Raw genomic sequence first — 25283 nt, 5'->3', positions numbered from 1 at the left:
GCTCACGGGCGCACCTCCTCGACGGCTCGCTCGTACTCGATCGGGACGGAACCCGGGTGCGCCGAGAGATACCGGGTCGCCGCGGCCTCGGTGGTGAACGGCAGGTACCGGTCGCCGTCGACCACCCACACCGACTTGTCGGCGAACCACCGGGTGCCGAGTTCCGTGTCCGGCACATACACCCCGCGGATGTCACGGCCGTCGGCACGGGCCTGCTGCACCGCCCGGAGCAGGCACGTCGGGTCCGCGGCGACCTGCGTCGCATCGCCGGCGGCGAACCAGATCTCGCCCGCCAGTGCCACATCGTCCACCGCTCGCTCGCACACCGGGTCGGTCCCGCGGAGCACGCTCGGGTTGCTGGTGTCCGCCACCGCCGCGTCGTAGTCGAGCCCCTCGGCCGCGAACGCGGCCCGCAGCGCCGTGTCGGACACGAAACCGTCCACGTCGAGTTCGGCGAAGTCCCCGATCGACTCGAGGTACGGCACATTTCCTTTCAGTGCCTCGACGAGGTGCGGTTCGAGTGCGGTCTCGAAGGTCGTACCGCCGGGGCCGTTGTAGAGGTACACGACCTCCTGCGGGAGCCCGCTGGCGTCGGCGACGATCCGTGCCGCGTCGAGCGGGTCGTCCACCAGGTACCGGGTGGCATCGAGCTGCGCCCGGAGGAACGCGTCCAGAACTTCCGGATGCTCGTCCGCGTAGGCGCTCCGGACGACCACGCCGTGCAAGGTGGGCACGCCGAGTTCGGCACCGTCGTACAGCAACGTGGCCTTGTCCTGGTGAACGAGCAGACCGGGCCAGGCCACGAACTGCGACAGAGCGGCCACCTGCCCGGACTCGAGTGCAGAGGCCCCCACCTGCGGTTGCTGGTTGAGGACCTCGACGCCGGTCGCGGGGTCGATGCCCGCGCGGTCGAGCGCCTGCACCAGGGTGCCGTGCCCGGCGGAGCCGACACTCGCCGACACCTTGGCACCGGCCAGGTCGGCGAGGGTGGTCGCGGGCGAGTCCGGCGGCACGACCACCATGTTCAGCGCACCCTCCGGGTTGTACCCGGTGACCGACACGAGCTGGGTTCGTGCACGCGGATTGTCCTGGGTGCGTGAGCCGTTGATGAGCAGTGGGTAGTCGCCCATGGACCCGATGTCGATCTTCTCCGCGACCATCTGCGCGGTGATCGGTGCACCGGTGTCGTAGTCCTGCCACTCCACCCGATAGGCGGTGCCCGTCTCCTCGCCGATCTCGGCGAGCCGCTGCTCGAGGAAGCCCTGAGCGCGCAGCAGGGTGCCTGCGGTCACGGTGTTGATGGTCTTCGACTGATAGCCGACCACGACGGTGACGGCGTCGGCATCGGCGGACGGCTCGAACGAGCAGGCCGACAGGGTGAGCGCGGCGACAGCCGCCACCGCCGGGACGAGACGGGTGGGTTTCACGGAGGGGTCCTTCTCGGGAGACGTGCTTCGCGGGGAGATGTGGGGCCGACAGCGAGACGCGGTCGGCGCGCGATCAGCGCAGCAGATACGGCATGTTGACGGTGACGGCGCCCGTGGGACACCGCGCGGCGCACGGCCCGCAGTACCAGCACTCGTCCACGTGCATGAAGGCCTTGCCGTTGTCCGGGTTGATCGCGAGGGAGTCGAGTGGACAGATCTCGACGCACAGCGTGCAGCCTTCGATGCACAACGACTCGTCGATGGTGACGGGTACGTCTGCGCGGTGACCGACCAGTGCCATCAGGTGAACTCCCATTCGGTGGTGTCGTCGACGGTGGTGTTTCCGGACGGGTCGCGGAAGAGACTTCCCCGCAGGGTGATTCGGTCTCCCCGCATCCGGATGTATTCGAGGTCGACCGGCTTCCCGTCGGACAGACGGGTCAGCCGCTCGAGGAGCAGCAGAGCGGCGCCTTCCGGCGTCTGCAGGTTCGCGGCCGAGTGGGCATCGGCGACGACGGCTTCCACCGCGAGTTCGGCCGAGCCGAGCGACTGCCCGCACACCGATTCGATGAGCGCGAAGACGTCGTTGTGTTCGAGGTCGCAGCCGAGCAACTGACCGCCGACGCCCGGTTCCAGGTAGGTCAGGTCCAGACTCAGCGGGAGATCGCCCAGGTAGCGCACTCGCTCGATGTAGACGACCCGCTCGCCCGCTGCGAGCTCGAGCCGGCGGGCCACGGCCGGTGGTGGGGTGATCTCCATGGCCGCACGGACCTCGTTCCGGACGGTGCCGTATTCGCGCAGTGTCTGCTTCAGACCCACGAGCCGGTCGATACCGTGCTCGACCTTGCGCTGGGTGACGTGGGTCCCGATCCGGGGCGCGCGGTCGATGAGCCCTTCGCTCTTGAGCTGCGCCAGCCCGTCCCGGACGGCGTTGCGGGAGATCCCGAACTCTCGGACGAGGTCGCCCTCCGAGGGCAGACCGCGGTCCCGGAACTCGTCGGCACGGATCTGCTGGCGGAGCAGGTCGGCGAAACGCCGGGCGTCGTCGGCGCGGGTCCGACGGGGACGAGGGTGCGCCGTCTCGGTCATCGGTGCCTCCTCCGTGCAGTGGTTCGGGTGCAGCGCGTTTCGACTGCGCGATCACGCTAACGGCATTCCGGAGAGTGCTTCCGGCGTGTGGGGTCCAGTGACGAGAAAAGTCGCGCTAAGCGGTATCTGACTTCCCTCGGTTGTCGAGATGGGTTGTGTAGCAGTTGGTTTCGGATGGATGGGCACGATGCTCGGCCCAAATCCGGGAAAAGTCGCGCTAAGGAGTTGCCGCAGACAATGGCCTATTATCTGCGGTAGCTTCGATGGCGAGCTGGCGCGATGCCTCTTCCCGGGCGGAGCGACTCCGTAAATTATCTGTGGTAGCGCCGATCGGGTCCGGTGACCGGGGGCGGAAGGACTGATCGTGGGACAGGTGCGGGCGCTGCCGGTGCGGGGCGTGCGATTGAAGGATGCGGTGGATCACTTCTTGTCCACGATCCCGAGCGCCAACACCCGCCGCGGGTATGCCGTGGCCCTCAACCGGCTGGTGAGCGATTTCGGTGCCGATTCGGATGTGGGCCTGCTGGAGGCCGAGCGGGTCGGTGGCTGGTTCGTGTTCAAGTGGGGCGGTAGTTCAGCGCAGACGTTCAATGTCCGCCTCGCGTCGCTGCGCGCGGCGTGTGAGTACTGGCGTGCGCAGCAGTGGCTGGTCGGCGATCCTCTCGTCCGGCTGGTGCCGCGGAAGGTGCCGCCGGATCACTCGCGGGCGCTGACCCGCGACGAGGTGACCTGGTTGCTCGCGGCGGATGTGCCGCTACGGGAACGGGTGCTGTGGACGATGCTGTACGAGACCGCGGCTCGTGCCGAGGAGCTGCTGATGCTCGACATCCCGGACCTGGACATGGGCAACCGGTGCGCCGTGGTGACCCGCAAGGGCGGGGCCCGCGACGTGGTCGCGTGGCAGAGCGGCACCGCGCGGCTGCTGCCCCGGCTTCTGGCCGGGCGGAAGTCCGGGCCGGTGTTCCTGACCGACCGCAAGGCGAAACCCGGTGTTGCTGTGGGCGATATCGACCCTTCCACGCTGCGGGGGAGGTTGTCGTACCGGCGGGCCCTGGAATTGTTCGAGCACCACACCGGCGGGTTCGCGCGTGGACCGTTCACGCTGCATCAGTTGCGTCATTCGAAACTCACACACGCCGCCGAGGACGGGGCGTCGACACCGATGCTGATGCGGATGAGCGGGCACACCTCGGTGCGATCCCTGGGTAAGTACTCGCGGCCATCCGCGGAGGCGCTGATCCGGTGGCAGGCCCAGACCGACCCTGCCGCGCGGCGGCGGCGCTGAGCGGTCCGGGCCCAGGGTTCCCACCGCGCAGTCATCGGACATGACGGCCTCGCACTGCGCGGCCGGTGCCGTCGGCGCGGATCTTCATGATCGCTTCATCGGGGGTGTCTACCGTCGGTTCGGCAAGCATCCGAATCGATCGAGAAAGGGAGTGGGTTCGATGAACCGTAGGGCGAGGATCGCCACCACTGCCGCTGCCGGCGTCGCGATTGTGGCGGCGGCCGGGGTGGGTATCGGGTACGCCTTCGACGGTGACGATGACGAGGTGACCGGGCCGGCCGCCGATCGGGCGCGTGCCGCGGCCGTGGAGGCGGTGCCCGGCGGCACGACCGGTGAGGTCGAAACCGAATCCGATGAGGGCGCTGCCGCCTATGGGGTGCAGGTCACCGCCCCCGACGGCTCGGTGCTCGAGGTGCACTTGGACAAGGACATGAAAGTCCTGGGGACAGAACCGGCCGACGACGACGAATGACCCCGGCGGTCGGTGACGCGGATCTGGGGTAGACCGCGTGCACCACCCGTGTGGCCAGGGTCGCGGCCGGGCCCGTACTCGGCTGCGGCCTGGTCATGTGACGGGTAGTCCGAGTGCTGCGGCGGCCGCGCCGAGTGCGGCGCAAACGGTGAGTACACGCAGCATGGGCCATTTCAGCCCGAACACGAGGACTGCCGCGACGGCGGTGAGGGCGAGGGCGACGGGTTTGGCGGTGTCGAGGGCGGGCAGGGCGATGCGCAGTGGCCCGGTGTGGATGTCGCGGGTGCCGGTGAACAGGGTGTGGGTGGCGAAGAAGACGGCGAGGTTGGCGATGACGCCGACGACGGCGGCGGTGATGCCGGTCAGGGCGCCGGACAGGGTGGTGTTGTGGCGTAGTCGTTCGACGTAGGGGGCGCCGAGGAAGATGAACAGGAAGCACGGCACGAAGGTCACCCAGGTGGTGAGCAGGGCGGCGATGATGGCGGCGAGCCAGGGGTTCAGGCCGCCGGGGTGGTGGTAGGCGCCGAGGAACGCGACGAATTGCACGACCATGATCAACGGTCCCGGGGTGGATTCGGCCAGTGCCAGGCCGCGCACCATCTCCGTGGGGGTGAGCCAGGCGTAGACCTCGACGGCGCGTTGGGCCACGAAGGCGAGCACGGCGTAGGCGCCGCCGAAGGTGACCAGTGCGGTGCCGGAGAAGAAGACGGCTTGGGTGGTGAAGATGCTGTGCGCGCCGGTGAGCACGGCGACCGCGATGATCGGCAGCGCCCACGCCACCAGCCCGACGGTCAGTATTCGCAGGTTGCGGCGCGCGGAGGGGGGTTCGTGGTGCAGGGTGTCGTCGTTGATCACGGGTGCGGGGCCGTCGTCGCCGGTGTCCTTTTGGGGGTGGATGGTGTGCGGGGCCAGGCGGCTCAATGCCCACCCGATGCCCGCGGCGGCGGCGATCACGAGGGGGAAGGGGATCGCGAACAGGGTCAGGGCCGCGAACGCGGCGACGGCGATCGCCACCAGGGCGGGGTGGTGCAGGGCGCGGCGGCCGACCCGGATGACGGCTTGGGCGACGATGACGACCACGGCCGGGCCGAGCCCGGCGAAGACGGCGGTGACGGCGGTGGTGTCGCCGACGGTGACGTAGATCGCCGACAGCGCGAGCAGCGTGAGCACGCCGGGCAGTACGAACAGGGTGCCGGCGGCCAGGCCGCCGCGGGTGCCGTTGAGCAGCCAGCCGACATAGATCGCCAGCTGTTGGGCTTCGGGTCCGGGCAGCAGCATGCAGTAGGACAGGGCGTGGTTGAACCGCCGCTGTCCGATCCAGCGTTTGTCCTCCACCAGGGTGCGTTGCATGACCGCGATCTGCCCGGCCGGTCCGCCGAAGGTCTGCAACGAGATCACGAACCAGGTGCGCAGCGCGTGGCGGAACGGGACCAGATCACGCCGCGGTGGCGGTCCCGGCTTCCCGGATCCGGTGTCGTTGGGCGGTGGTGAGGCGTGGTCGGGGGCGGTCACCGGCGGGTCTCCTTCGGACGAGCGTGAGGTCGCAGCGGTAGTCGTTCGCTGTGGGCCTTTGCGACCCGTTCCTTTTGATGTAACCATGGTTGCATTGATGTAGTGAAGTGAGGGAGCGCGGCAGTGACGAACGCGACGCAGGCCGGGTGGGTGCTGCTGTGCTATCGGATGCCGCGCGAGCCGTCCACCGCCCGTATCGCGGTGTGGCGCAACCTCAAACGGCTCGGTGTCGCGCAGCTGGGCGACGGGCTGGTGGGGTTGCCTGCCGATGCCCGCACGCGCGAGCATTTGGAGTGGATCGCCGAGGAAGTCCTCGCCGCGGGCGGGGACGCGACGATCTGGCTGGCCCAGCCAACCGTCACTGCACAGGAACGTGCGCTGGCCCGGGAGCTGGCCGCTGCCCGGGCCGCCGAATACGGCGCGGTGCTGGCCGAGGCCGAGCAGGCGCGCGCCGCCGATGCGGCGACCCGGCGGCGGGTGCTGCGCAGGCTGCGCGCCGAGCTGCGGCGCATTCACCGCCGTGACTACTTCCCGCCCGCCGAGCGGCGCGCCGCCGTCGCCGCCGTTGATGCCCTGCATCCCGATCATTCCGACCGCGAGGAGATTGAATCCGCATGAAATGGGCCACCCGTGCCGGAATCCATATCGACCGCGCCGCCTGCGCGTGGTTGATCCGCCGCTTTATCGACCCCGATGCCGTGTTCGTGTTCGTCACCGACCCCGACCAGGTTCCCGATGAGGCGACCGCGTTCGACATGCGCGGAGTGGAGCTGGGCCACCATGGTGGCGATTGCAGTTTCGAGACCATCGTGGCGCGCTATGAGCTCACCGGCGACGCCGCCCTGGCTCGGATCGCCGAGATCGTCCACGAAGCCGATATCGACGACGAACGCTACGACGCTCCCGAAGCCCCGGGCCTCGATGTCGTCCTGCGCGGGCTGTCGATGATCGGCGACGACGAACACACCCTCGCCGTCACCGCACCGGTCTTCGACGGCCTCTACGAGTTCTACCGGCGCGCTACCCTCCTCGGCCGCGAACCCGCCTGACCGGCACAGACCACACCATGCCCGCCATCACCCTGGATCAGGTCAGCGTCAGTCATGGCTGCGCACCGGTGCTCGTCGAGGTCGATGCGACGTTTCCCGGTGGTGAGTGTGCGGCGGTGGTCGGGGCCAGCGGGGCCGGGAAGACCACCCTGCTGCGGCTGCTCAACCGGCTCGCCGAGCCCGACCGGGGCCGGATCCTGCTCGACGCCACCCCGATCACCCGCCTCGACGTCCTGGAACTGCGCCGCCGTATCGGACTGGTTTCCCAGCACCCGACCCTGCTCACCGACACCGTCGCCGACGAACTCCGCACCGCCCGCCCCGGCCTGTCGGACGACCGGGTCGCGGCGCTGCTGACCCGGGCGGGGTTGGCGCCGACGTTCGGGGACCGCCGCTGCGCGGAACTGTCCGGCGGTCAGGCGCAGCGGGTGTGCCTGGCACGCTCACACGCTCGAGCGCATGATCGACGGCCGACTCGACACCGTGCTGGGTGCCTGCATCGACAACACCCACAGCCCGCACTCACCCGCCGGGCAGCCGTGCCGGGCCTCGTTCATATTGTGCCTGCAATGCCCCTGTGCGCGGGCGCTACCCCGGCATCTGCCGGTGCAAGTACTCGTCCACGATCAGCTCGCCGAACGCCGTGGTGAAATGACACCGCTGCGGTGGGCGCAGGCGTTTCGCCCGTCCCCACGCTCAACTGTCGGACCTGCTCGACCAACACAGCCGCGCCGCCATCGACACCGCCCGCGCGAACGCCTCCGATGCCGAGCGCGACTTGGTGAGCCGACTTCTGAACAGAGAGCTGGACCTGCGATGATCTCACCCCACCATGCATCGATCCCCGGCACCGACACCGATGTGCCACAGCCGAATACCCGCGTACTCGAGTCGCGTCCGCTACGGCCCGGGACGGGCAGCGATCGGCTGTCTCTGCTCGCTGCCGACCGATGGGACCTTGACCCGGCGATCTTCGAGGACCACTTCAGTGGTCACAGCCTCAACTTCGCGGCCATCCCCTCGCCCTTACGGCAGGAGGTGAAGATCTACTTCTGGCACCTGCTCAACCACACCGGCGCCGCGCGGCTGCGTGGTGGGAACTCCCGGCCGTCGGTGCGCACGGTCATGACAGCGCTGGGCTTGCTGCGGCCGTTCCTCACCTGGATGCACGAGCGGGGCCACAGCAGCTTCGGTCGGGTCACCAACCCGATGCTCGACGACTACCTGGCCGCCCTTGCCCAGGAGCCGATTCGACTGCAAATGAAGTACCAGCGGTTGATGGAGGTCAAACGATTGTGGGCCTACCGCACCGTGCTTCCCGAGTGCCTGCGCTTGCCGCCCGCACCGCCCTGGGGTGGTGAGGAATCCTTCGAAATCTTCGGTCGCGCAGTCAACTACCTCGAAAACCGCACACCACGCATCGCCGAGACCACGATGCAACACCTGCTGTGCTGGGCGATCCGGTTCGTCGACGACTTCGCCGCCGACATCCTTACCGCCCACGCCGAGCACATGCGGTTGCACGACGAAGAACCCGCCCAGCGGGACAACGCCGGGCGCAGCAGCCGCCCGCCACCCGGCGATGTACCCCGCCGCTTGAACGAGTATGTCGCGCGGCTGCAGAGATGTGGCGGTGCCCTGCCCGGCAGCCTCGACGACAATGGGTGCGCGGTGGTGGATTGGCACCCCGTCGGTTTGATCATCGGAGCGGTCGGCGATGGACTGGGCGACACGGTGGCCGGCCGCCGGGTCCTTGAGGCCGGTCTTCCGGTCTCGGATCAAGCCAACCTCGATACCCCGATCTCCGCACTGCTCGACGAGCGGCCGTGGCGGGACCGTCCGATCAGCTACCACGAGGCGCCGAAACTGGCGCGGCTGCTCAGCACCGCCTGCTTCGTGGTGATCGCCTACCTCTCCGGAGCCCGCCCCGGTGAGGTGCTGAATCTGCAACGCGACTGCCTGGAATACGATGCGGTCAACGATCTGTGGTCGATGCAGGGCCTGTATTTCAAGAACGCCGTCGACGCCGACGGTAACAAGTTGGTGGAAGGACAACTTCGCCGTATCCCGTGGGTGGTCATCGGTGTCGTCGCCCGTGCCATCGAGGTCCTCGAGCAGTTGCACTCCCAGCCTCTGCTGTTCCCGACCTGGCTCGAACCCTACCGACGGCCGCGCGATACACCCGCCAAGGCAAGGCCCGCACGTCGACCACCATGGCCCGCGACATTGCCCGCTTCGTCACCTGGGTCAACGACGAATGTCGTCGGCGTGGGCGAGCCGACGCGATCCCCGCCGATCCGAACGGAGGATTGAACGCGTCCCGGTTTCGCAGAACTCTCGCGTGGTTCATTCGGCGCCGTCCGCGCGGCCTGATCGCCGCCTCGATCCAGTACGGCCACGCCCACACCCGCATGCTGCAGGGATACGCCGGAACCTACGAATCCGGATTCCCCGACGACTACGCTTTCGAGGACTGGCTCTGCCGGCTCGAGAACATCGCCGCCGATCGCCGCGCGCTCGATGCCGGTGAACATGTCAGCGGCCCTGCCGACACCGCCTACCGCCACCGCATCGCAGCGGCCGACGCTCAATTCGCCGGCCACGTTTTGCGAAGCCCGCGCCAAACCCGCGATCTACTGGGCAACCCGCTGCTGCAGATCCATCACGGCGAGGGCATGACCTGCGTATTCGACCCCGCACACGCCGCCTGCCAGCTCCGCGGCACCGCCGACGATCCGCTGGTCACTCCCGATCTTGAGGACTGCCGACCCAAATGCCGCAACATCGCCCGCACCGACCGGGACATCGTAGTGATCCGTGCCCGCTACGACGCGCTTACCCGCGTGGTCTCCGATCCACTGGCTCCACCGATCCGCCACGAACGCGAACTGCACGAATTGCACCGTCTGGCAACGATACTCGACATCCACGACCGGCCGCCACGACAGAGGAGCGCAGGTGACTGAATCCGCCTCCGAACCTGACGCGACCCGGGTAGCGATCATCGCGGCAATGGATCGCCTGCTCACCGGCACTCCGCTCCGCGCTACGGGACGGCTGAGCGTGTCCCAACTGGCAGTCGAAGCGGGTGTCAAACGCTGGCAGTTGACCCACCGGCACCTCGATCTGAAGGAGAAGTTCCAGGCGAGGGTGAGAACCACCGTGTCCCAACCAGCGGTGAGCTGCCGATGCGGCAGCGACGTTCCTCGCCTTCGCGCCGAGCGCGCCGCCCTGCTCGAGCAGGTCGCGGACCTGGAACAACGACTCCGGTTGTACGCGACAGTGATCAACACCCTCGCCGGCGAGAATGCGGCCCTAACCTCGATCCCTCACGCCAATTCCGGCACAAGGTGCCGGAATTGGCGAAAAGGTGCTCTGAACTGCGATAATTCGGCTTGTCTAAGGTCGAATCGAACAGTTTCAGGAGCACCTTTTCGGTGAGTGAGTCTATGTCGTGGTATCCGTCGCTGAAAATCGAGGTCGGCGGGTCGCCGGTCGTGTCGCAGGCCGGGGCGGGATTGCTGCTACGGACCGTGGAGAAGACCGGGTTGAGCAGGGGTTTGTCCGAGAGGCTGTCGCCGTGGCGTAGCTCGGGTGCGGTGCATGATCCGGGCAAGGTCGTGTGTGATCTGGCGGTGATGCTCGCACTCGGCGGGGACTGCGTGTCAGACCTGGCGCTGCTGCGGGCCGAGCCCTGTGTGTTCGGTGCGGTGGCCTCGGACCCGACGGTATCGCGGCTGATCACAGTGTTGGCTGGTGATTCGCGCAAAGCGTTGGCGGCCATTGCTTCCGCTCGCGCGCAGGCGCGAGCACGGGCGTGGGAATTGGCGGGAACGGCCGCCCCGGATTACGGGGTCGACGCGGCGGCGCCGTTGACGATCGATCTCGATGCCACCTTGACCGAGGCCCACTCGGACAAGGAACACGCGGCCCCGACCTTCAAACGCGGTTTCGGGTTTCACCCGTTGCGGGCGTTCGTCGACCACGGCGAGACCGGCACCGGGGAACCGGCCGCGGTCATGCTGCGCCCGGGAAACGCCGGCTCCAATACCGCGCACGACCACAAACAACTACTGGCCGACGCGTTGACGCAGCTACCGCGGGTCGACCGGTGGCGGATCGGTCGCAAAGTCCTGGTCCGCGCCGATTCCGGCGGCGGCACCCACGAATTCCTCGACTACTGCCACCGCCGCCGCGTTCAGTATTCGATCGGTTTCGTTCTCACCGACGACATCGTCGCTGCCCTCGACAACCTCATCGACACCGACTGGATCCCCGCCCTCGATGCCGGCGGGAAGACCCGGCCCGGCGCCTGGGTTACCGAGGTCACCGGCCTGCTGGACCTGTCGGGTTGGCCGCGCGGGATGCGGCTGGTGGTGCGCAAGGAACGCCCGCACCCCGGCGCGCAGTTGCGGTTCACCGACCACGACGGGCTGCGGCTGACCGCGTTCGTCACCAACACCACGACAGGGCCGCTGCCGGAATTGGAGTTACGGCACCGTCGCCGCGCCCGCTGCGAGGACCGCATCCGCGCCGCGAAAGACACCGGCCTGCGCAACCTTCCGTTCCACAGCTACAACGCCAACCGCATCTGGACAGCGATCGTCGCACTCGCCATGGACCTGACCGCCTGGACGCAAATACTGGCCTTCGGACCGGATTCCGCACGCCGCTGGGAACCGAAAACACTACGACTGCGACTGTTCTCGATCCCCGCACGCCTGGCCCGTCACGCCCGCCGGGTCCACCTGCGCCTACCCGCTCACAACCCGTGGACCGGTCTCGCTCTCACCGCTTTCGCCCGCCTCGCAGCACCCTGACCAGCAAAAACCCGCCCCTACGAAGCAAGAAAGACACCCTCCGGACTTGTGGAACCCGGCAGCCCACCCGCTGGTCGGGGCGGCTCACGCCGCCCCGACCAGCGAAAACAGCAACTCAAACCCACTCAGGCCAGCCGACACCCTCACGAAAAATCGAGGCTAACTGGACATTCCACCGACGGCGCGCAAATTCTCACCTTCCCGCTCCCGCACACCTTTCCTGAGCGGGTCTGTCCAGTTTCAGGTGTAAGTCCGTCTCCTTCCTCGGGTGATTCGGTTACGTGCGGGCGGCGGACAGGCGTCCGTCGAAGGTGATCTCGAACGCGTTCAGGGCGGCTTTCCAGCGGTTGGACCAGCGTTGCCGGGCGGTGCCGGTAGGGTCCAGGCTCATGATCGCCATGTAGACGCATTTCAGCGCCGCGGCCTCGGTCGGGAAGTGCCCGCGGGCTTTGACCGCGCGGCGGATGCGGGCGTTGACCGACTCGATAGCGTTGGTGGTGTAGATGACCTGTCTGATCGCTTGGTCGAACTGCAGGAACGGCACGAATTCGGCCCATGCGTTGGTCCATAACCGCACGATCGCGGGATATCGTTTCTCCCATTTGTCGCTGAACTCGGCGAAGCGATCCAGCGCCGCGGACTCCGACGGCGCGGTGTAGACCGGTTTGAGGTCTTTGGCCAGCTCGGGCCAGTCCTTGCGGCTGGCGTAGGAGAACGAATTGCGCAGAAGGTGCACGACGCAGCCCTGGACCAGCGCCTGCGGCCATACCTGGGCGATGGCGTCGGGAAGGCCTTTGAGCCCGTCGCAGACGACGATGCAGACGTCGGCCATGCCACGGTTCTTCAGCTCCGCCAGCACACGCAGCCAGTATTTGGCTCCTTCACCGTCGCCGTGCTCGCCGGCCCACAACCCCAGGATGTCGCGGGTGCCGTCCACGGTCACGCCCATCGCCACATAGATCGGGCGGTTCGCGACGTTGCCGTCTCTGATCTTCACGTTCACGCAGTCCAGGAACAGCACGGGATACACCGGGTCCAGGGGCCGGCTCTGCCAGTCGGCCATGGCGTCCATAACCCGGTCGGTGATGGTGGAAATGGTTTGTTTCGATACCTCGGCGCCGTAGACCTCACGCAGGTGCGCCGAGATCTCCCCGGTCGTGAGTCCCTTGGCCGACAGCGAGATCACGATGTTCTCCACACCGCCGAGCCTGCGCTGACGCTTCTTCACCATCTGCGGTTCGAAGCTGGCGTCGCGGTCCCGGGGCACCGCGATCTCCACCGGCCCGGCCTCGGTTTCGACGGTCTTGGTCCGCTTTCCGTTGCGCGAGTTCCCGCCGTCCCGGCCGGCGGGATCGTGTTTGCTATAGCCGAGGTGGTCGTCCATCTCGCCGTCGAGGGCGGATTCCACCACCAGCTTCGTCATCCGGGCCAGCAGCCCGCCCTCACCGACCAGCTGCAGCCCGTCACGGCGGGCTTCGGCTGCCCACCGCCGGATCTGCTCGTCCATCGACGCGGCAGCCGACCCGGCTGCATCGTCTTCCGACTTCTCTTCAGTCACAACAGCATCCATCGTTCCCAGGACTTACACCGGAGAACTTACAGACCCTCCTGAAGCTCTAGAGGCTGGGGATGCGTGCCTGCCGTATCGGATTGGCAATGGCAAAGGGTGGCGACATGTAGCTGTCAGTGATTCTGAGCTCTTGCTGGTGGCACGTGGTCGAATGCGTGTGTCGGCGTGCTCGGTCGTTTGCGGTGCGTGGCTGGAGGGTACGGGCCGCTGCTCGAGACCTCGCCTGTCGTTGTTCACCTCGGGTCCGGGTCTGAGTACCGTCGCGGTTCCACCGGGCAGGTGGTGGCGGCGATCCGCGCTGGGACAGCGAACCTTGCCCATGCCGCGGCGGTGGCGACCGCTTTGTTCACCGCGTTCCTCTCGCCGCTGAACATGGGCGTGGAACAACGCATCCAGCGTGGGCGAGTGACGGCCGTCGACGACGGTACATGCCGCGGCGACGCACAACGCGCGGATCGGGTTCTGGTGCGCGCGGGCTGTGCGGCCGGTCCGAAGGGCGGTTTGCGGACCGGCCGCACCCGTCCGGTGAGGTTGCAGGTCTTCACCGGAGGACCGACCGAACAACGCTGGTCGTCTGCGGGTGGCAGGGGCTGGGGTCCAGGAACGGCGAGGTAGAGGGCGGAAGACGCGCGGTGCACGGGGGCTTCGGTGGTCGGCGCACGGGCGGTGTGGGCGGCTTCTAGGGGATGGCGTAGGCGGCGCTGGCCGTGGGTAGTGGAGGTGCGGGTGTAGCACGGCCACCGCACCTGACTGCTGAAACTTGATGAAATCGATCCCGCGTGCCCCAGGTACGTGACTCTTGCCCACCCCTTGACTCGAGTGAGATTGCCGTTGCTGACGTTCTCGGCGAAAACGGCCTGCACGCCTCGTTCGGTGATGCCCACAACTCGGGGGAGATCGCGGATGATGACGGCCAGTACCGCTGGTTACGTCAACCACCGACACCGACACGATCGCCCCCTTTCTCCACGGGATCGGATAGGTCGGGGAACTCGCCACACGCCGCGCGCGTCCTGTCAGGTGCTCATCGGCCTCGCGTCGGGCCAGGCGTAGTCCTGAATTCGGCGGATCCGCAGCCCGGCGGGCGCGGTGTCGCGCAGGTGGCGGCGAGTGCACTCGGTGATAAGCCACGCGTCCGGCCCGGCGGCCAGGACCAGCAGTCCCGCGCCGCGGTCGCGGCATAGCCGCGCCAGCACGCGTGCGACGCGGCGCGGCAAGGCCGAGAATCCGGTGCCGGGCACCTGCGAGACCGCGCTCACCGTGATTCCGCGCCCGCTCGCGGTCGCCCGCAGTCGCGCGGCCAGCGTATCGGCGCGGTCGATGCGCTGGGCCTGGCGCCACGCCAGCAGTCGTGCGTTCAGGCTCGCGCGGGCGGGAGGAGTCAGCACCGCCAGGATCAGAACCCCGTGGTCGGGCACCAGATCCGTCACCACCCGGGCATCGACATCGTCCACATCGGGATCGGTGACATCCAGTGCCAGCACGACCGGGGTATCGACCGCAGCAGCCACGACGGCTCCTTCTCGGACAGCAGCGCACGCGGCGCCGCGGTGGTGGGCATCGGGGGCGTCACCACGGTCGAGGGGTGTGGGCGACCACCCCCGATATATGAATCGTAACTTACGAATTACATTTCGTCGATTGGGTTGTGTGTCGCTGCCCGATGCCTGCGCGGGCGAGCCGCCGCGCTGGAAATCGGGTGTCGACCGTTGGTCACGTTGGGACAGCCCCCCGGTGGCGTCGCTACCGCGTACGTTCGTCGTCATCGGGGAGCGGGTGTGTGGTTGAGCAGTAGCCGCTCGACCGCGGCCCGCTGTTCGGGCAAGGCAGGCGGGAGAGCGGGTAGCGCGGCGATCAGCGCGGTGGCGAACGCTCGCGCATCCGATCCTGTGTCCTGGATCCGCCAGGTGAGCACCCGCGCCGCGTGAGCGGTAGGCACCCCATAGACCGCCATCAGCACACCGATGGCCTGCTCGATCACGGCCGCTTCTTCGACCAGGACCGGCAACGGCACATCCGGACGGGTGCGCTGCTGTGTCAGGAACCACTCCCCGGTGCCCGGCACCAGGGTCGACGGCGCGGGGGTGCGGGTCGCCTCGGGCCCGCGCGGCTCACAGTGGTCGTCTGGCATGGTCTTGTCTTACCCGTTTCTGTTCGGTTCAGCGGAAGTGATCGGGCATCCGGACGGCTCCGGGGCGCGAGCCGACCGGGCGCGGCACTCGCTGGTGTGGTGGTATGGTGTTCGCTCCCTGTCCACGGATCGCCCTCCACAGCGCACCGCCGCAGCGGCCCATAGGAACGGGTGGCGGGTGGGTTACGTGAAGTAGTCGGGTCGGCTGACGTAGGTGTCGGTGACGAACATGACTCCGGAGGCGTTCTCGAGCAGGGGGCGGAGGCCGGCGATGAGGGCATCGGCGCGGTGATCGGGGATGACGGTGATGAGCAGTGCGAGGGTGTCCTGTTCGTTGAACAGCAGTCCTCCTTGGTGGTAGCCGTTGTGGCCCAGGCCGGAGACTCCGGAGATGGCGGTGTATCCGGTGGCGCCGGAATGCTCGATGAGGCGGCGGACCTCGGATGCGGCGGTTCCCGGGACGATGACTTCGATTCTGGTCATCCTCGTGAGGTCGGCGCGGGTCATGGCTGTGCTCCGTTCGTGGGATACAGGGTCCATCCGCTGCGGGTGCGGTGGTGCCAGGGCGAGGACGGGCCGGTGCGGGCGAGCAGGGTGATCCAGTGGTTGTCGACGAGATCGCGAAGTTTGGGGTTGCGGGCCAGAATGGTGTCGATTCGCTGGTGTGGTGCGTAGGCGAGGACGAGCAGGCGCATCGGTTCGTGTACGAGGCGGTCCCCGACCGCGACCGATTGCCAGGGCAGGCCGGTTCGCAGGTCGCCGGCCGGGCCGGTGAGAACGCCGATTCCGCCGACGACGTTGTGAGTGGTCTTGGTGCCTGCGCCGAAGGTGTCGGGGGCGACGGTGGAGAAGTAGTACTGGCAGTTGATCCACTGCGCGACGATGACCGGTGCGGTGAGGATCGTTTCCAGCGCGGTCGCGGTCGGGTCGTCGTCGGGGTTGTAGGAGTGCAGGAAGCAGCGGCGGCGTAGGTCGATGCCCGCGGACATAGTGCGTGGTCCGATGATGAACGCGGCGTTGCCGGCCAGGCCCCATTCGGGATATACCTGCGCCCAGTCCGCACTGCGGGTCTGGGCGTGGCGGGCCGCCGCGTGCGGGCTCGGTCGGTCTGGTGCGCCGGGAAGCAGGGGGGATCGTTCGGCGGCGAGGCGGCGTCCGGCTTCGGCCAGGTCGGAGGTGAGGCGATCGAGGTCGGGGCGGTGGGTGTCGGGTACCCGGTGGCGATCGAGAATGGTGACGTGGTCGCTGGTGGTGTCGTGTTCGGCGGCGACGAACCAGCTGTCGTCGGGTATGTCGATGCCGCGGCTGAGGAGCTTGCCGCGGACCTCGGTGTCGTTGAGGATGTCCACGGCGGCGCGAGCGTTCGGCCCGCCGGGGTTGCCACCGCAGGCGCCACAGGCCAACGCCGAGTGGAGGGGGTTGTTCTCGGTGTTGGCGCCGTGTCCGCAGAACACCACCAGTCGAGCGAAACCGCGAGTGAGTCCCATGACCGTGAGGGCGGTTTCGGCGATCTGCACGCGCTGGTCGAGACCGAGCGCGCCAGCGGTGTCGATCACGGTGCGGGCGGGGGGCGCGATCCGTGCCCGGGTGCGGGTGCGCCAGCGCCGGTAGCGGCGGGGGGCGATGGTTTTCGCGGCGGCCACGGGTCCGCTCGCCCAGCCGAGGATCTCGGCGAGGGCGAATGGCGCCGCCAGGTCGGCTTTGGCGGTGTGGACCGCGTCGGTGGTGGCGGCGAGGGTGTGCAGTCCGGCGATGTGGCGCTGCGCCGCAGCGGGCGCCGTCGGATCGGGTTGTTCGTACAGGTCGATGTGGGGTGTCACCAGAGCAGGCGCCGCGATGGTGGGGTCACCGTTGGCGAGGGCGTGGATGCGGCTGGCCACAGCGAAGAACCCCGCGAATCCGAACGTGTCGTAGTCGCCCAGCGCCTCGAGATGCCGACGCAGTCCTTCCGAGCGGGGATCGATGCACAACACCAATTGCGCGTCGGCGCGGGCGCGGGTCGGGGCGGGGGCGGGGTGGTCCAGTTCCTCGAGCAGACCGCGGCGATAGTGCGTCTCATAGGCGTCGAGCCACACCAGGGGGCGCGAATCGACAGGCATGCGTTCGAGAATCCCGCTGATCGACGCCTCGGCGGCGGCATCGAGATCGATCGTGCCCAATGCCTGTGCCGCGCGGCGGGCGCGGTGTGTGGCCGTATCCGATGGACGAGCGGGAACAGGTGCCGTCGGTGCGGGTAGTTGGGTGGTGTCGAGCAGCTGCGCCTCGTAACTGAGCCGGACGGCGAGATAGTCGACCAGGTCGATTCCGGCTCCGGGTGTGTTGCTGCGCCACAGGATGTGACTGGCCCAGCCCGGCAGCCGCGTCAGATGCGCGCGCAGGTAGGCGATCCGTTCGCCGCCGGATCCGACACCGAGCACAGCCAGCGCTTGCGAGACAGCCTCGGCGGGATCAGGGGGGAGGTGGCGCAGCGCGCGGCGAGCCGCCGCCGGGAGCCGGGGATCGCGTGGCGCCAGATCGGCCCAGGCCCGGTAGAAGCCTCGGTCGCGGCCGGGCAACACCCAGCTGGCCTGGCAGAGATCCAGATACGCCGAGCACCATTTGACGGTTTGGGCGTCGATCGCTGCCGCGGTGCGTGCGCAGAAGCGTTCGCTCAGAGTGAGAAGCCGACGAGCGTGGGGTGACGGGATCGATCCGTGGACAAGGTCGGCCAGCAGGATATCGACGGCGGTGTGGGCGCGACCGCCGATCTCGACCGGTGCCGCGGTGACGGCGTCGGGGAATCGGCGCTCGAGAGCCTCGCTCAGATCGGCCGTCGTGATGCGGCCGGTGGTGTGGGCGGCACGGAACTCGGCCTCGCCGAGGGTGCCGCGGGCACCGTAGAGATCACTGGCGATGGTGAGGGCGGCGTCGAAGCGGCGATGTTCCAGCCCGCCGAGCGGGTTGACCGCGATGAAACTGCTCAACGGCCACACAGGAGTGAGAACGCGGGCGGCCACGCTGATCTCGGCTCGCAGCTGTGCGCGGCTGACCGCGCTCTGATCGACGGTGACTGTATCGACGGTGACTGTCATGATTCTCCTACCACAGCGGGAACGAACGATCTGGCGGGCGCTGTGCGGCGCGCGCCACCGGGGAACGAGGTCCTGCGAGCGCGCGGACCGAGATCGCCGAGACTCAGACACGCCACATACAAGGTCTTGTGCAGTGAGGCCAGCGCGGGGACGGTGGTGACCCGCGCGAGGGTGAGCACCGCGATCACCGCGAAGACCGGGATCAGCGTCCACGCGCCCAACACCGCCGGACCCTCGGCCCGCAGCGCGGGTCCGGTGAAGGCGCTGAAGACCGACAGCGCGCCGAGGTAGGCGACCATCACCGCGACGAGCACCGCGATGAACACACAGGCAGGACCGGGCCTGCTCACGCGCCGGGACCAGCCCCACACCAGGTGTGTGCCCGTCACCCACGCGAACGCCAGCAGCAACACCGTCCCGGAATGAGCGAGCCCGAACACCGATCCCCACAGCCACACCGCACCAGCGAGCGCCACTGCGGGCACCACAAGCGCGAGCGCTCCGAACGCGCGCCGCGCGCCCGCACTGCCCAGTGGTCGCGGTGGCGCGGTGCGCTCTGCGAGATGGTCGCCGACCGCGGACCCGGACCCCAGGAAGAGAGCGGCCTTGTACATGCCGTGTGCGACCAGGTGGAACAGCGCGGCGGAGTAGGCGCCGAGAGCGCATGTCATCACCATGAATCCCATCTGTCCGACGGTGGAGTAGGCCAGTGCGGACTTCACATCGGGTCGGGTCAGCATGAGCGCGGTGCCGTAGACGGCGGTGAGCGCGCCGGCGACGAAGGCCAGACCCATCACCGCGGCGTAGGAGTCGATCATCGGGTGCAACCGCAGCATCAGCACCCCGCCCCCGTTGACGATGCCGGCGTGCAGCAGCGCCGACAGTGGTGTCGGCGCGGCGACGGTGGCCGGAAGCCACCCCGCCATCGGGACCAGCGCGGACCGTGCCACCGCCGCGACCACGAGGGCTCCCGCGACGAGCGGCCCCGTCGGCGCCGACGTCGTCGTCGGCAGCTCGAGAGCGCGCAGGTCGACGTTCCCCCACTGCACGGTGGCCACGATCACCCCCGTCCACAGCGCGATATCGCCGACGAGCACCATGCGTGCGGTGCGTGTGACCGCCACCGGCACCCACGCATCGGCGCGATAGACCCGCAACAGCCACCACAACCCGAGGCCGATCGCCGACCAGGCCACAGCCATACCGATCAGCGTGGCCGCGGTGACCATCGCCGCGGTGGCCGTGGTGAGCAACCCGGTCGCCGCGACGAAACGGTCCGCCCGGGCGTCCCCGCGCAGGTACCGCGTCGCGAAGCCCTGCACCACGGCACTGACACCCAGCACCAGCAGCAGCAACACCACCGACACCCGATCCGCGTAGAACCCGGCCATCACCGACCCACCCGAGCCGATGGTCACGACCGCGTCGACCGGGCCGCGCACCGCCACCGACCACGCGACCACCACAGCCGACACCGCAGCGAACGCCGTCACCGCGACTCCCCAGCGACGGCCGGTGCGCCCTCCCGCGAGCAAAAGCAGACCGGTCATCGCCGGCGACAGCACCGATATCAGCAGCAGCACACTCACTGACCTCTCCTCCCAGCGGACAAGCCGCTGATCACTCACCACCGCGCGTTCACCCGTTCCCGATGACCACCCGAACACGGGCCCGGTTGCCACCCGATTGCCGCGAGTAACCTCCGGGAACTCGATCGCGCGCTGTCGATCACGCCATAACGCGATTCAAGATACACGAAATCGAAAACACGTATTTGAATGTGTTAAATCACTGTCGCATGTTGTAGCGTGCGAGGCGTGACGGACTGGACGTTTCTCACCAACCACGCTCGGGTGCTGCTGTGCATCGCCCGTGACGATCAGATGCGGCTGCCCCAGATCGCCGAGGAGGTCGGCATCACAGAGCGGGCGACCCGGCGCATAATCACCGAACTCGAACGCGCGGGGTACCTTGAGCGAAACCGCGACGGTCTGACCGATCGCTATCGCCTCAACGGCAAGCTGCCTTTCCGGCCCCGGACCGACCGGGACGTCGCCGTGGGCGAGGTCCTCGACCTGCTCGAACACCACACCCGAGACGACGAAATCGTGGCCGAGGTCGCCCGACTGGAGCCTCGGCTGGTCGGCACGACCTCGGCGTGGATGATGCTGCTGGTGCGCAGCGTCGATGATCTGGACGCGGCCGTGTCCGCGGTCAACGACTACGTCAACCACCTGCGCGAAAGTCTCTCGCCGGCGAGTCGGCACGACAGCACACTGCTGGGCATCTGGGTTCGCGGCGACCTCGAGGAGGGACTGCCCGAATGGCTGCACTACGAATCGGCCACCCCCGCGGCCCAGGGCGAGGCCCCACGAACGGCCATGGTCGAGGCCATGGTCGGAGTCCGCAGATCGGTGTCGCTGTCGGGGCTGTGGACGCTGTGCTGGATCGACGGCCCCCTGCTACGGGCGACCGACACCACCGACCAAGCCCGTCGGCATGTCCTCGACGCTCTCGTCGCGGCGACCTCCGAACCGGGAGGGTCACGCCCGGGCGGCCTCTTCTACGCCAGCTTCGCCGCGAGCCGCCCCTCGACATTCATGGCCGCCGAGGTCGCCGATCTGCGCGCCCGTCATCCGCGGCTGGTGGCCGAGCAGTGGTTCGTCGTCGACGACGACCAGGGCATCCAGGGGCTGATCACCTACTCCGAGATAGACCGATGACGCACTCAGCCCGATCGACGAAAGCCGACGCCCCTGAGACACTCTCCGACACGGTCGCCGCCGCTCCTGCGGCGGCGGCCCAGGCGCGGAACATCCGCCACGCCGCGGAGATTCTGCACCGCGGCGGTCTGGTCGCCTTCCCGACCGAGACCGTGTACGGGCTCGGCGCCGACGCCGAGAACGCCGAGGCGGTCCGCCGGGTCTTCGAGGTCAAGCGGCGACCCGAAACGCACCCACTGATCGTGCATCTCGCCGATCCCTGCCAGCTCGGCGACTGGGTCACCGAGATATCGGGTCCCGCCCGGGTGCTCGCCGAGTGGTTCTGGCCGGGCCCGCTCACCCTGGTCCTGCCGCGCGGTCCCCGCGTTCCGCCCGTTGTCACCGGCGGATGCGACACCGTCGCGGTGCGGGTCCCGCAGCATCGCGTCGCGCTGCAGTTGCTCACCGCATTCGGAGGGGCGATCGCGGCGCCGTCGGCCAACCGCTTCGGCGCCGTCAGCTGCACCAGTGCCGACCACGTCGCCGACGAACTCGGTCCCGTCGTCGACCTCATTCTCGACGGCGGGACCTGCCCGGTCGGGATCGAATCCACCATCATCGACGTCACCGGCGACGAGCCGACCCTGCTGCGCCCGGGCGCGATCGGGGTCGACGATCTCGCCCAGGCGCTGGGCCGACCGATCCGCACGACCACACCATCGCGCGGGCACCGCGCGCCCGGGCAGCATCCTTCGCATTACGCCCCCCGAGCGCGCGTGATCCTGGTCGAGGAAAGCGACGTCCTCGCCGAGGCCCACCGGCAGCAATCGCACGGCCGGCGAGTCGGAGTCCTGCGATCCCCCACGAGTGCGGCATCGACCTTCACCGGCAACGTGCTGGTGATCGAGGTACCGACCGCCATCGGCGACTACGCCCGCGATCTGTACCGACTTCTGCGCGAATTCGATCGGCACGACTGCGAGGTCGTCATCGCCTCGCTCCCCACCCGCGCGGGTGTCGGCCTGGCCATCGCGGACCGCCTCACCCGCGCCTCCGCTCCTCGCCCCGCAGCAACCGCGTCGACCAGCACAGCCGCCGAGAAGGGAGGCGAACCGTGTCAACGACGTCGCGCGAGCGCGACCAAGCACATGCGCAACTCAATTCACGTAAGACAAAATGGCAATCAGGGATCGTAGATTGTAGGGTGATCACGGTGGCGGACTGGACGTTTCTCACCAACCACGCGCACGTGCTGCTGTGCATCGCGCAAGACCCCGGGATGCGGCTACGCGACGTCGCCGACGCGGTCGGCATCACCGAACGCGCGGCCCAGCGCATCGTGGCCGAACTGGAACAGGCGGGCTACCTCGACCGCGTCCGCGACGGGCGCCGCAACCGCTACCGATTGAACCAAGAACTGCCGCTGCGGCACCCCCTCGAACGCGACCACGCGGTCGGGGAAATCCTCAGCGTCCTGACCGCCGAGCCGAAGAACGCACCCGGCCGCAGCGCATGAGCGCACCCCACCCCTACCGCGACCGCGACGTCGCCCTGGCCACCAAACACGGCAAGGAGCAGGTACTGGCCGCCGCCCTGGCCGAACGCCCCGGCCTGACGGTGCAGGTCGCCACCGGCGTCGACACCGACGAACTGGGCACCTTCACCGGGGAGATCGAACGCCCGGCTCCACCGCGCGAGACCGCGTTGAGGAAAGCCCGCCTCGCCATGCAGGCCCTGGGGTTGCCGCGTGGACTGGCCTCCGAAGGCGCCTTCGGCCCCCACCCCGGTATCTGGTTCGCCCCGGCCGGGCTGGAAATCCTCGCCTTCGTCGACGACGATCTCGGCCTCGAGCTCACCGTGCACCACCTGGACTGCGACACCAACTTCGACCACACCGTCGTCGACCACCTCGACGAACAAGCCGCACAATTCCTGCGCACCGCTCAGTTCGGCAGCCACGCGGTGATCGTGCGGCCCAACAGCGCCCCCCGGGGCGACGCCCCGCTCTACAAAGGCATCCGCACCAACACCGAACTTGCCGACGCCGTCGCACACTGCGCGACGGCGTCGTCGGACGGGCGCGCCCGCATCGAAACCGACATGCGCGCCCACCTCAACCCCACCCGCATGCGCAGCATCGCCCGACTGGCCACCGAACTGGCCGAACGCCTCGACCGGCTCTGCGCGCGCTGCGACGCCCCCGGGTTCGGCCACATCGCCACCGAGCCCGGACTCCCTTGCAAGTTCTGCTTCACCGCTACCCCGCAGCCGGCCGCCGACATCCACGGCTGCGCCCGCTGTGAACACCGCACCAGAATCGAGCGTCACGAACTCGCAGACCCGGCGGGCTGCCCCTCCTGCAACCCGTAACGCTCATCGAGCCCCGCACTCGCCGCCCCAAGGCGCAGTGCAACTCACGCACCATCGATACGAACCGAGGAAACAGATTATGGATGTCCCCACCTGGCTGTGGGCGGTGTTCGGCGCGATCTTGACCGCCAGCCTCGTCGTCGATCTCGTGCTGCATCGCGGCCCGCACGTGATCGGCTTCAGGGAAGCGCTCCGCTGGAGTGTGTTCTGGGTCGGCCTGTCGCTGCTCTTCGCAGTGCTCGTCGCGGTCGCGGTCGGCCCGACCGCCTCGGTGGAATTCACCACCGCCTGGCTGCTCGAGAAGAGCCTGTCGGTGGACAATCTCTTCGTCTTCGCCCTGATCTTCGGGTACTTCAACGTGCCCCGCGAATACCAACACCGGGTGCTGTTCCTCGGCGTGCTGGGCGCGCTGGTCTTCCGCGCGATATTCCTGCTCCTCGGCATCGCCGTGGTGCAGCGGTTCACCGTAGTCCTGTTCGCCTTCGCCGCGATCCTGCTCTACAGCGCCTACAAACTTCTCAAGGACGACGAGGAGACCTACGATCCCGGCAAGAGCACCGCGGTACGGCTGGTACGCAAGTTCATCCCGGTCCAGGAGGAATACTCCGGCACGCACTTCTTCGTCCGGTCGGCCGGCAAATGGGTCGCCACACCCCTGCTGATCGTCGTCGCCGCTATCGAGGCGGCCGATATCGTCTTCGCCGTCGACAGCGTGCCCGCGGTGCTGGCGGTGAGTAGCGAACCACTGATCGTGTACTCCAGCGTCGCTTTCGCCATTCTCGGATTGCGCGCCCTGTACTTCCTGCTCTCCGGAATGCTCGAGCGCTTCCACTACCTGTCGACCGGTCTGGCGATCATTCTCGCGTTCATCGGCGTCAAGCTCATGCTCCAAGCCGCCCACAAGACGATCAGCACCGCGGTGCCGGAGGTCCCGTCACCGGTCAGCCTGGCCGTAATCGTCGTCGTGCTGACGGTTTCGGTGGTCCTCAGCATCCGCCGACCACTGCCCGAGCAGCCCGCACAGCCGGACTCCCTGGGCGCCACCGAGAAGCCGGACTGAGCGACCACCTCCTGCACGGATGTCACCGGAGACGTATTCGCGGTTCGAACTATCCGCTGTGGGATACTCCGAGGACAACGATCGTGCTCGCGTGAGGACAGTCAGTTCGCCGAAAGTGGGTGAGCGAGATGTCTGGCCACCCTTCGGCGCCGATCCGGATCTGGCGGATGCGGCCGTGGAACACCAACCCTCTGATGCATGCGCACATGCGATTCGAGACTCTCGCGGTAGCCCTGTTACTGCTTGCCAGCATCATTGCGGTGCCGATCGCCGGAGCCGTGGGGACCGCGGCCTACAGCGGTATGCGAACCCGGATCCTGACGGACAACGCGACGAAGATTCTGGCCTCCGTGACGATCGCCGACGATCCGGTCCACCTGAAATCCGAGCGGCGATTCCAGGCCACAGTCCGGTGGTACCAGGACGGGCAGGACAACACCCTCATCGCTCCCGTGCCGCACACCGCCGAACGCGGCCAGCAGGTTACGGTGTGGATCGGCGCTGACGGCACCCCGGTCGACCCGCCCCGGCAAACCAGCGACGCAGTCCTCGACGGCCTCGGAGCCGGCATAGCGGTCCTTTGCGGAACCTGGTTCACGGCAACACTGCTGATCTGGTGCGGACGACTGCTTGGCGACCACCGCCGAAGAACCGCCTGGGCAGCGGAATGGCAACAACTGAATCATCCGACCACGCAATGACCCCACCGTCTCCGGAATCACCGC

General features: G+C 68.2%; 25 protein-coding genes. 15 read left to right on the top strand and 10 right to left on the bottom strand.

Annotated elements, in window-relative coordinates:
• Positions 1–2: 2 nt before the first annotated feature.
• The 3 genes from G4H71_RS20340 to G4H71_RS20330 all read right to left on the bottom strand — a co-directional run bounded on the left by G4H71_RS20340 (position 3) and on the right by G4H71_RS20330 (position 2516).
• Entirely contained in the window at positions 3–1427 is a 1425-nt protein-coding gene (locus G4H71_RS20340; RefSeq protein WP_072740117.1) for an ABC transporter substrate-binding protein, read from the bottom strand.
• 73 nt (positions 1428–1500) lie between these two features.
• Positions 1501–1728, bottom strand: coding sequence for a 4Fe-4S dicluster domain-containing protein (locus G4H71_RS20335; protein WP_072740118.1), 228 nt, complete (start codon positions 1726–1728; stop codon positions 1501–1503).
• Positions 1728–2516 carry a GntR family transcriptional regulator gene (locus tag G4H71_RS20330; RefSeq protein ID WP_072740119.1) on the bottom strand — a complete coding sequence of 263 codons (789 nt, stop codon included), beginning with the start codon at positions 2514–2516 and terminating at the stop codon, positions 1728–1730. The genes G4H71_RS20335 and G4H71_RS20330 overlap by 1 nt, the downstream gene beginning before the upstream one ends.
• Before the next feature lie 364 nt (positions 2517–2880).
• On the opposite strand from G4H71_RS20330, the gene G4H71_RS20325 reads away from it, so the two are divergent.
• Together G4H71_RS20325 and G4H71_RS20320 are read left to right on the top strand one after the other, a co-directional pair.
• Positions 2881–3801 carry a tyrosine-type recombinase/integrase gene (locus G4H71_RS20325; RefSeq protein WP_072740120.1) on the top strand — a complete coding sequence of 307 codons (921 nt, stop codon included), beginning with the start codon at positions 2881–2883 and terminating at the stop codon, positions 3799–3801.
• 160 nt (positions 3802–3961) lie between these two features.
• The gene (locus tag G4H71_RS20320; RefSeq protein ID WP_029930724.1) at positions 3962–4273 is read left to right on the top strand and encodes a PepSY domain-containing protein; all 312 of its coding nucleotides are present in this window, start codon (positions 3962–3964) and stop codon (positions 4271–4273) included.
• A 93-nt stretch (positions 4274–4366) separates the two neighbouring features.
• On the opposite strand, the gene chrA is transcribed toward G4H71_RS20320, so the two are convergent.
• On the bottom strand, positions 4367–5785 hold the full coding sequence (chrA, locus tag G4H71_RS20315) for a chromate efflux transporter (protein ID WP_307718306.1): 1419 nt from the start codon (positions 5783–5785) through the stop codon (positions 4367–4369).
• Between the two features lie 123 nt (positions 5786–5908).
• On the opposite strand from chrA, the gene G4H71_RS20310 reads away from it, so the two are divergent.
• The 7 genes from G4H71_RS20310 to G4H71_RS20285 all read left to right on the top strand — a co-directional run bounded on the left by G4H71_RS20310 (position 5909) and on the right by G4H71_RS20285 (position 11654).
• Positions 5909–6403 carry a Chromate resistance protein ChrB gene (locus G4H71_RS20310; RefSeq protein ID WP_235204492.1) on the top strand — a complete coding sequence of 165 codons (495 nt, stop codon included), beginning with the start codon at positions 5909–5911 and terminating at the stop codon, positions 6401–6403.
• Positions 6400–6834, top strand: coding sequence for a chromate resistance protein ChrB domain-containing protein (locus G4H71_RS20305; RefSeq protein WP_029930721.1), 435 nt, complete (start codon positions 6400–6402; stop codon positions 6832–6834). The genes G4H71_RS20310 and G4H71_RS20305 overlap by 4 nt, the downstream gene beginning before the upstream one ends.
• A 17-nt stretch (positions 6835–6851) precedes the next feature.
• Entirely contained in the window at positions 6852–7484 is a 633-nt protein-coding gene (locus tag G4H71_RS20300) for an ATP-binding cassette domain-containing protein (protein ID WP_052373435.1), read from the top strand.
• A gap of 166 nt (positions 7485–7650) precedes the next feature.
• A complete protein-coding gene (locus G4H71_RS22430) occupies positions 7651–9147 on the top strand; it encodes a hypothetical protein (protein WP_218017189.1) in 1497 nt (498 codons plus the stop codon).
• Positions 9048–9800 carry a hypothetical protein gene (locus G4H71_RS22425; protein WP_200881394.1) on the top strand — a complete coding sequence of 251 codons (753 nt, stop codon included), beginning with the start codon at positions 9048–9050 and terminating at the stop codon, positions 9798–9800. Before G4H71_RS22430 ends, G4H71_RS22425 begins: the two co-directional genes overlap by 100 nt.
• Complete coding sequence (locus tag G4H71_RS20290; protein ID WP_139183358.1) at positions 9793–10275, top strand: hypothetical protein; 483 nt, start codon at positions 9793–9795, stop codon at positions 10273–10275. Before G4H71_RS22425 ends, G4H71_RS20290 begins: the two co-directional genes overlap by 8 nt.
• Positions 10272–11654, top strand: a complete 1383-nt coding sequence (locus G4H71_RS20285; protein WP_072740121.1) for an IS1380 family transposase — start codon at positions 10272–10274, stop codon at positions 11652–11654. Before G4H71_RS20290 ends, G4H71_RS20285 begins: the two co-directional genes overlap by 4 nt.
• Before the next feature lie 277 nt (positions 11655–11931).
• On the opposite strand, the gene G4H71_RS20280 is transcribed toward G4H71_RS20285, so the two are convergent.
• The 6 genes from G4H71_RS20280 to G4H71_RS20255 all read right to left on the bottom strand — a co-directional run bounded on the left by G4H71_RS20280 (position 11932) and on the right by G4H71_RS20255 (position 20015).
• Positions 11932–13161 (bottom strand): IS256 family transposase, encoded by a 1230-nt coding sequence (locus G4H71_RS20280; protein ID WP_228801771.1) that lies wholly within the window; start codon positions 13159–13161, stop codon positions 11932–11934.
• Between the two features lie 1079 nt (positions 13162–14240).
• Positions 14241–14735 carry a hypothetical protein gene (locus G4H71_RS20275; RefSeq protein WP_104360076.1) on the bottom strand — a complete coding sequence of 165 codons (495 nt, stop codon included), beginning with the start codon at positions 14733–14735 and terminating at the stop codon, positions 14241–14243.
• 251 nt (positions 14736–14986) lie between these two features.
• The gene (locus tag G4H71_RS20270) at positions 14987–15355 is read right to left on the bottom strand and encodes an ANTAR domain-containing protein (RefSeq protein WP_052373434.1); all 369 of its coding nucleotides are present in this window, start codon (positions 15353–15355) and stop codon (positions 14987–14989) included.
• Between the two features lie 183 nt (positions 15356–15538).
• Positions 15539–15838 carry a P-II family nitrogen regulator gene (locus G4H71_RS20265; protein WP_228807839.1) on the bottom strand — a complete coding sequence of 100 codons (300 nt, stop codon included), beginning with the start codon at positions 15836–15838 and terminating at the stop codon, positions 15539–15541.
• A 20-nt stretch (positions 15839–15858) separates the two neighbouring features.
• Positions 15859–18426, bottom strand: coding sequence for a DUF2309 domain-containing protein (locus G4H71_RS20260; protein WP_072740122.1), 2568 nt, complete (start codon positions 18424–18426; stop codon positions 15859–15861).
• A complete protein-coding gene (locus G4H71_RS20255) occupies positions 18423–20015 on the bottom strand; it encodes a proton-conducting transporter transmembrane domain-containing protein (protein ID WP_104897572.1) in 1593 nt (530 codons plus the stop codon). The genes G4H71_RS20260 and G4H71_RS20255 overlap by 4 nt, the downstream gene beginning before the upstream one ends.
• 228 nt (positions 20016–20243) lie before the next feature.
• On the opposite strand from G4H71_RS20255, the gene G4H71_RS20250 reads away from it, so the two are divergent.
• The 6 genes from G4H71_RS20250 to G4H71_RS20225 all read left to right on the top strand — a co-directional run bounded on the left by G4H71_RS20250 (position 20244) and on the right by G4H71_RS20225 (position 25259).
• Positions 20244–21149 (top strand): helix-turn-helix domain-containing protein, encoded by a 906-nt coding sequence (locus G4H71_RS20250; RefSeq protein WP_063832113.1) that lies wholly within the window; start codon positions 20244–20246, stop codon positions 21147–21149.
• Positions 21146–22324 (top strand): L-threonylcarbamoyladenylate synthase, encoded by a 1179-nt coding sequence (locus tag G4H71_RS20245; RefSeq protein ID WP_063832112.1) that lies wholly within the window; start codon positions 21146–21148, stop codon positions 22322–22324. Before G4H71_RS20250 ends, G4H71_RS20245 begins: the two co-directional genes overlap by 4 nt.
• Positions 22325–22332: 8 nt before the next feature.
• Positions 22333–22644, top strand: coding sequence for a helix-turn-helix transcriptional regulator (locus G4H71_RS20240; protein ID WP_081872663.1), 312 nt, complete (start codon positions 22333–22335; stop codon positions 22642–22644).
• Positions 22641–23498 carry a DUF6671 family protein gene (locus G4H71_RS20235; protein ID WP_029930710.1) on the top strand — a complete coding sequence of 286 codons (858 nt, stop codon included), beginning with the start codon at positions 22641–22643 and terminating at the stop codon, positions 23496–23498. Before G4H71_RS20240 ends, G4H71_RS20235 begins: the two co-directional genes overlap by 4 nt.
• Before the next feature lie 37 nt (positions 23499–23535).
• Entirely contained in the window at positions 23536–24558 is a 1023-nt protein-coding gene (locus tag G4H71_RS20230; protein WP_246442730.1) for a TerC family protein, read from the top strand.
• Positions 24559–24686: 128 nt separating this feature from the next.
• A complete protein-coding gene (locus G4H71_RS20225) occupies positions 24687–25259 on the top strand; it encodes an Rv1733c family protein (protein ID WP_425295071.1) in 573 nt (190 codons plus the stop codon).
• The last annotated feature ends 24 nt before the right edge of the window (positions 25260–25283 follow it).

The organism is Rhodococcus triatomae (assembly GCF_014217785.1).
In the GTDB taxonomy this organism is placed as follows: domain Bacteria; phylum Actinomycetota; class Actinomycetes; order Mycobacteriales; family Mycobacteriaceae; genus Rhodococcus_F; species Rhodococcus_F triatomae.
Note: the sequence above shows the minus strand (reverse complement) of the source record. Positions and strands in the feature narration are given on the sequence as shown.

Coding starts and splice junctions, on each gene's coding strand:
- G4H71_RS20335 (WP_072740118.1), bottom strand. CDS start 1,728: ATGGCACTGGTCGGTCACCGCGCAGACGTACCCGTCACCATCGACGAG.
- G4H71_RS20330 (WP_072740119.1), bottom strand. CDS start 2,516: ATGACCGAGACGGCGCACCCTCGTCCCCGTCGGACCCGCGCCGACGAC.
- G4H71_RS20320 (WP_029930724.1), top strand. CDS start 3,962: ATGAACCGTAGGGCGAGGATCGCCACCACTGCCGCTGCCGGCGTCGCG.
- G4H71_RS20305 (WP_029930721.1), top strand. CDS start 6,400: ATGAAATGGGCCACCCGTGCCGGAATCCATATCGACCGCGCCGCCTGC.
- G4H71_RS20300 (WP_052373435.1), top strand. CDS start 6,852: ATGCCCGCCATCACCCTGGATCAGGTCAGCGTCAGTCATGGCTGCGCA.
- G4H71_RS22430 (WP_218017189.1), top strand. CDS start 7,651: ATGATCTCACCCCACCATGCATCGATCCCCGGCACCGACACCGATGTG.
- G4H71_RS22425 (WP_200881394.1), top strand. CDS start 9,048: ATGGCCCGCGACATTGCCCGCTTCGTCACCTGGGTCAACGACGAATGT.
- G4H71_RS20280 (WP_228801771.1), bottom strand. CDS start 13,161: ATGGACGAGCAGATCCGGCGGTGGGCAGCCGAAGCCCGCCGTGACGGG.
- G4H71_RS20270 (WP_052373434.1), bottom strand. CDS start 15,355: ATGCCAGACGACCACTGTGAGCCGCGCGGGCCCGAGGCGACCCGCACC.
- G4H71_RS20265 (WP_228807839.1), bottom strand. CDS start 15,838: ATGACCAGAATCGAAGTCATCGTCCCGGGAACCGCCGCATCCGAGGTC.
- G4H71_RS20260 (WP_072740122.1), bottom strand. CDS start 18,426: ATGACAGTCACCGTCGATACAGTCACCGTCGATCAGAGCGCGGTCAGC.
- G4H71_RS20245 (WP_063832112.1), top strand. CDS start 21,146: ATGACGCACTCAGCCCGATCGACGAAAGCCGACGCCCCTGAGACACTC.
- G4H71_RS20235 (WP_029930710.1), top strand. CDS start 22,641: ATGAGCGCACCCCACCCCTACCGCGACCGCGACGTCGCCCTGGCCACC.
- G4H71_RS20225 (WP_425295071.1), top strand. CDS start 24,687: ATGTCTGGCCACCCTTCGGCGCCGATCCGGATCTGGCGGATGCGGCCG.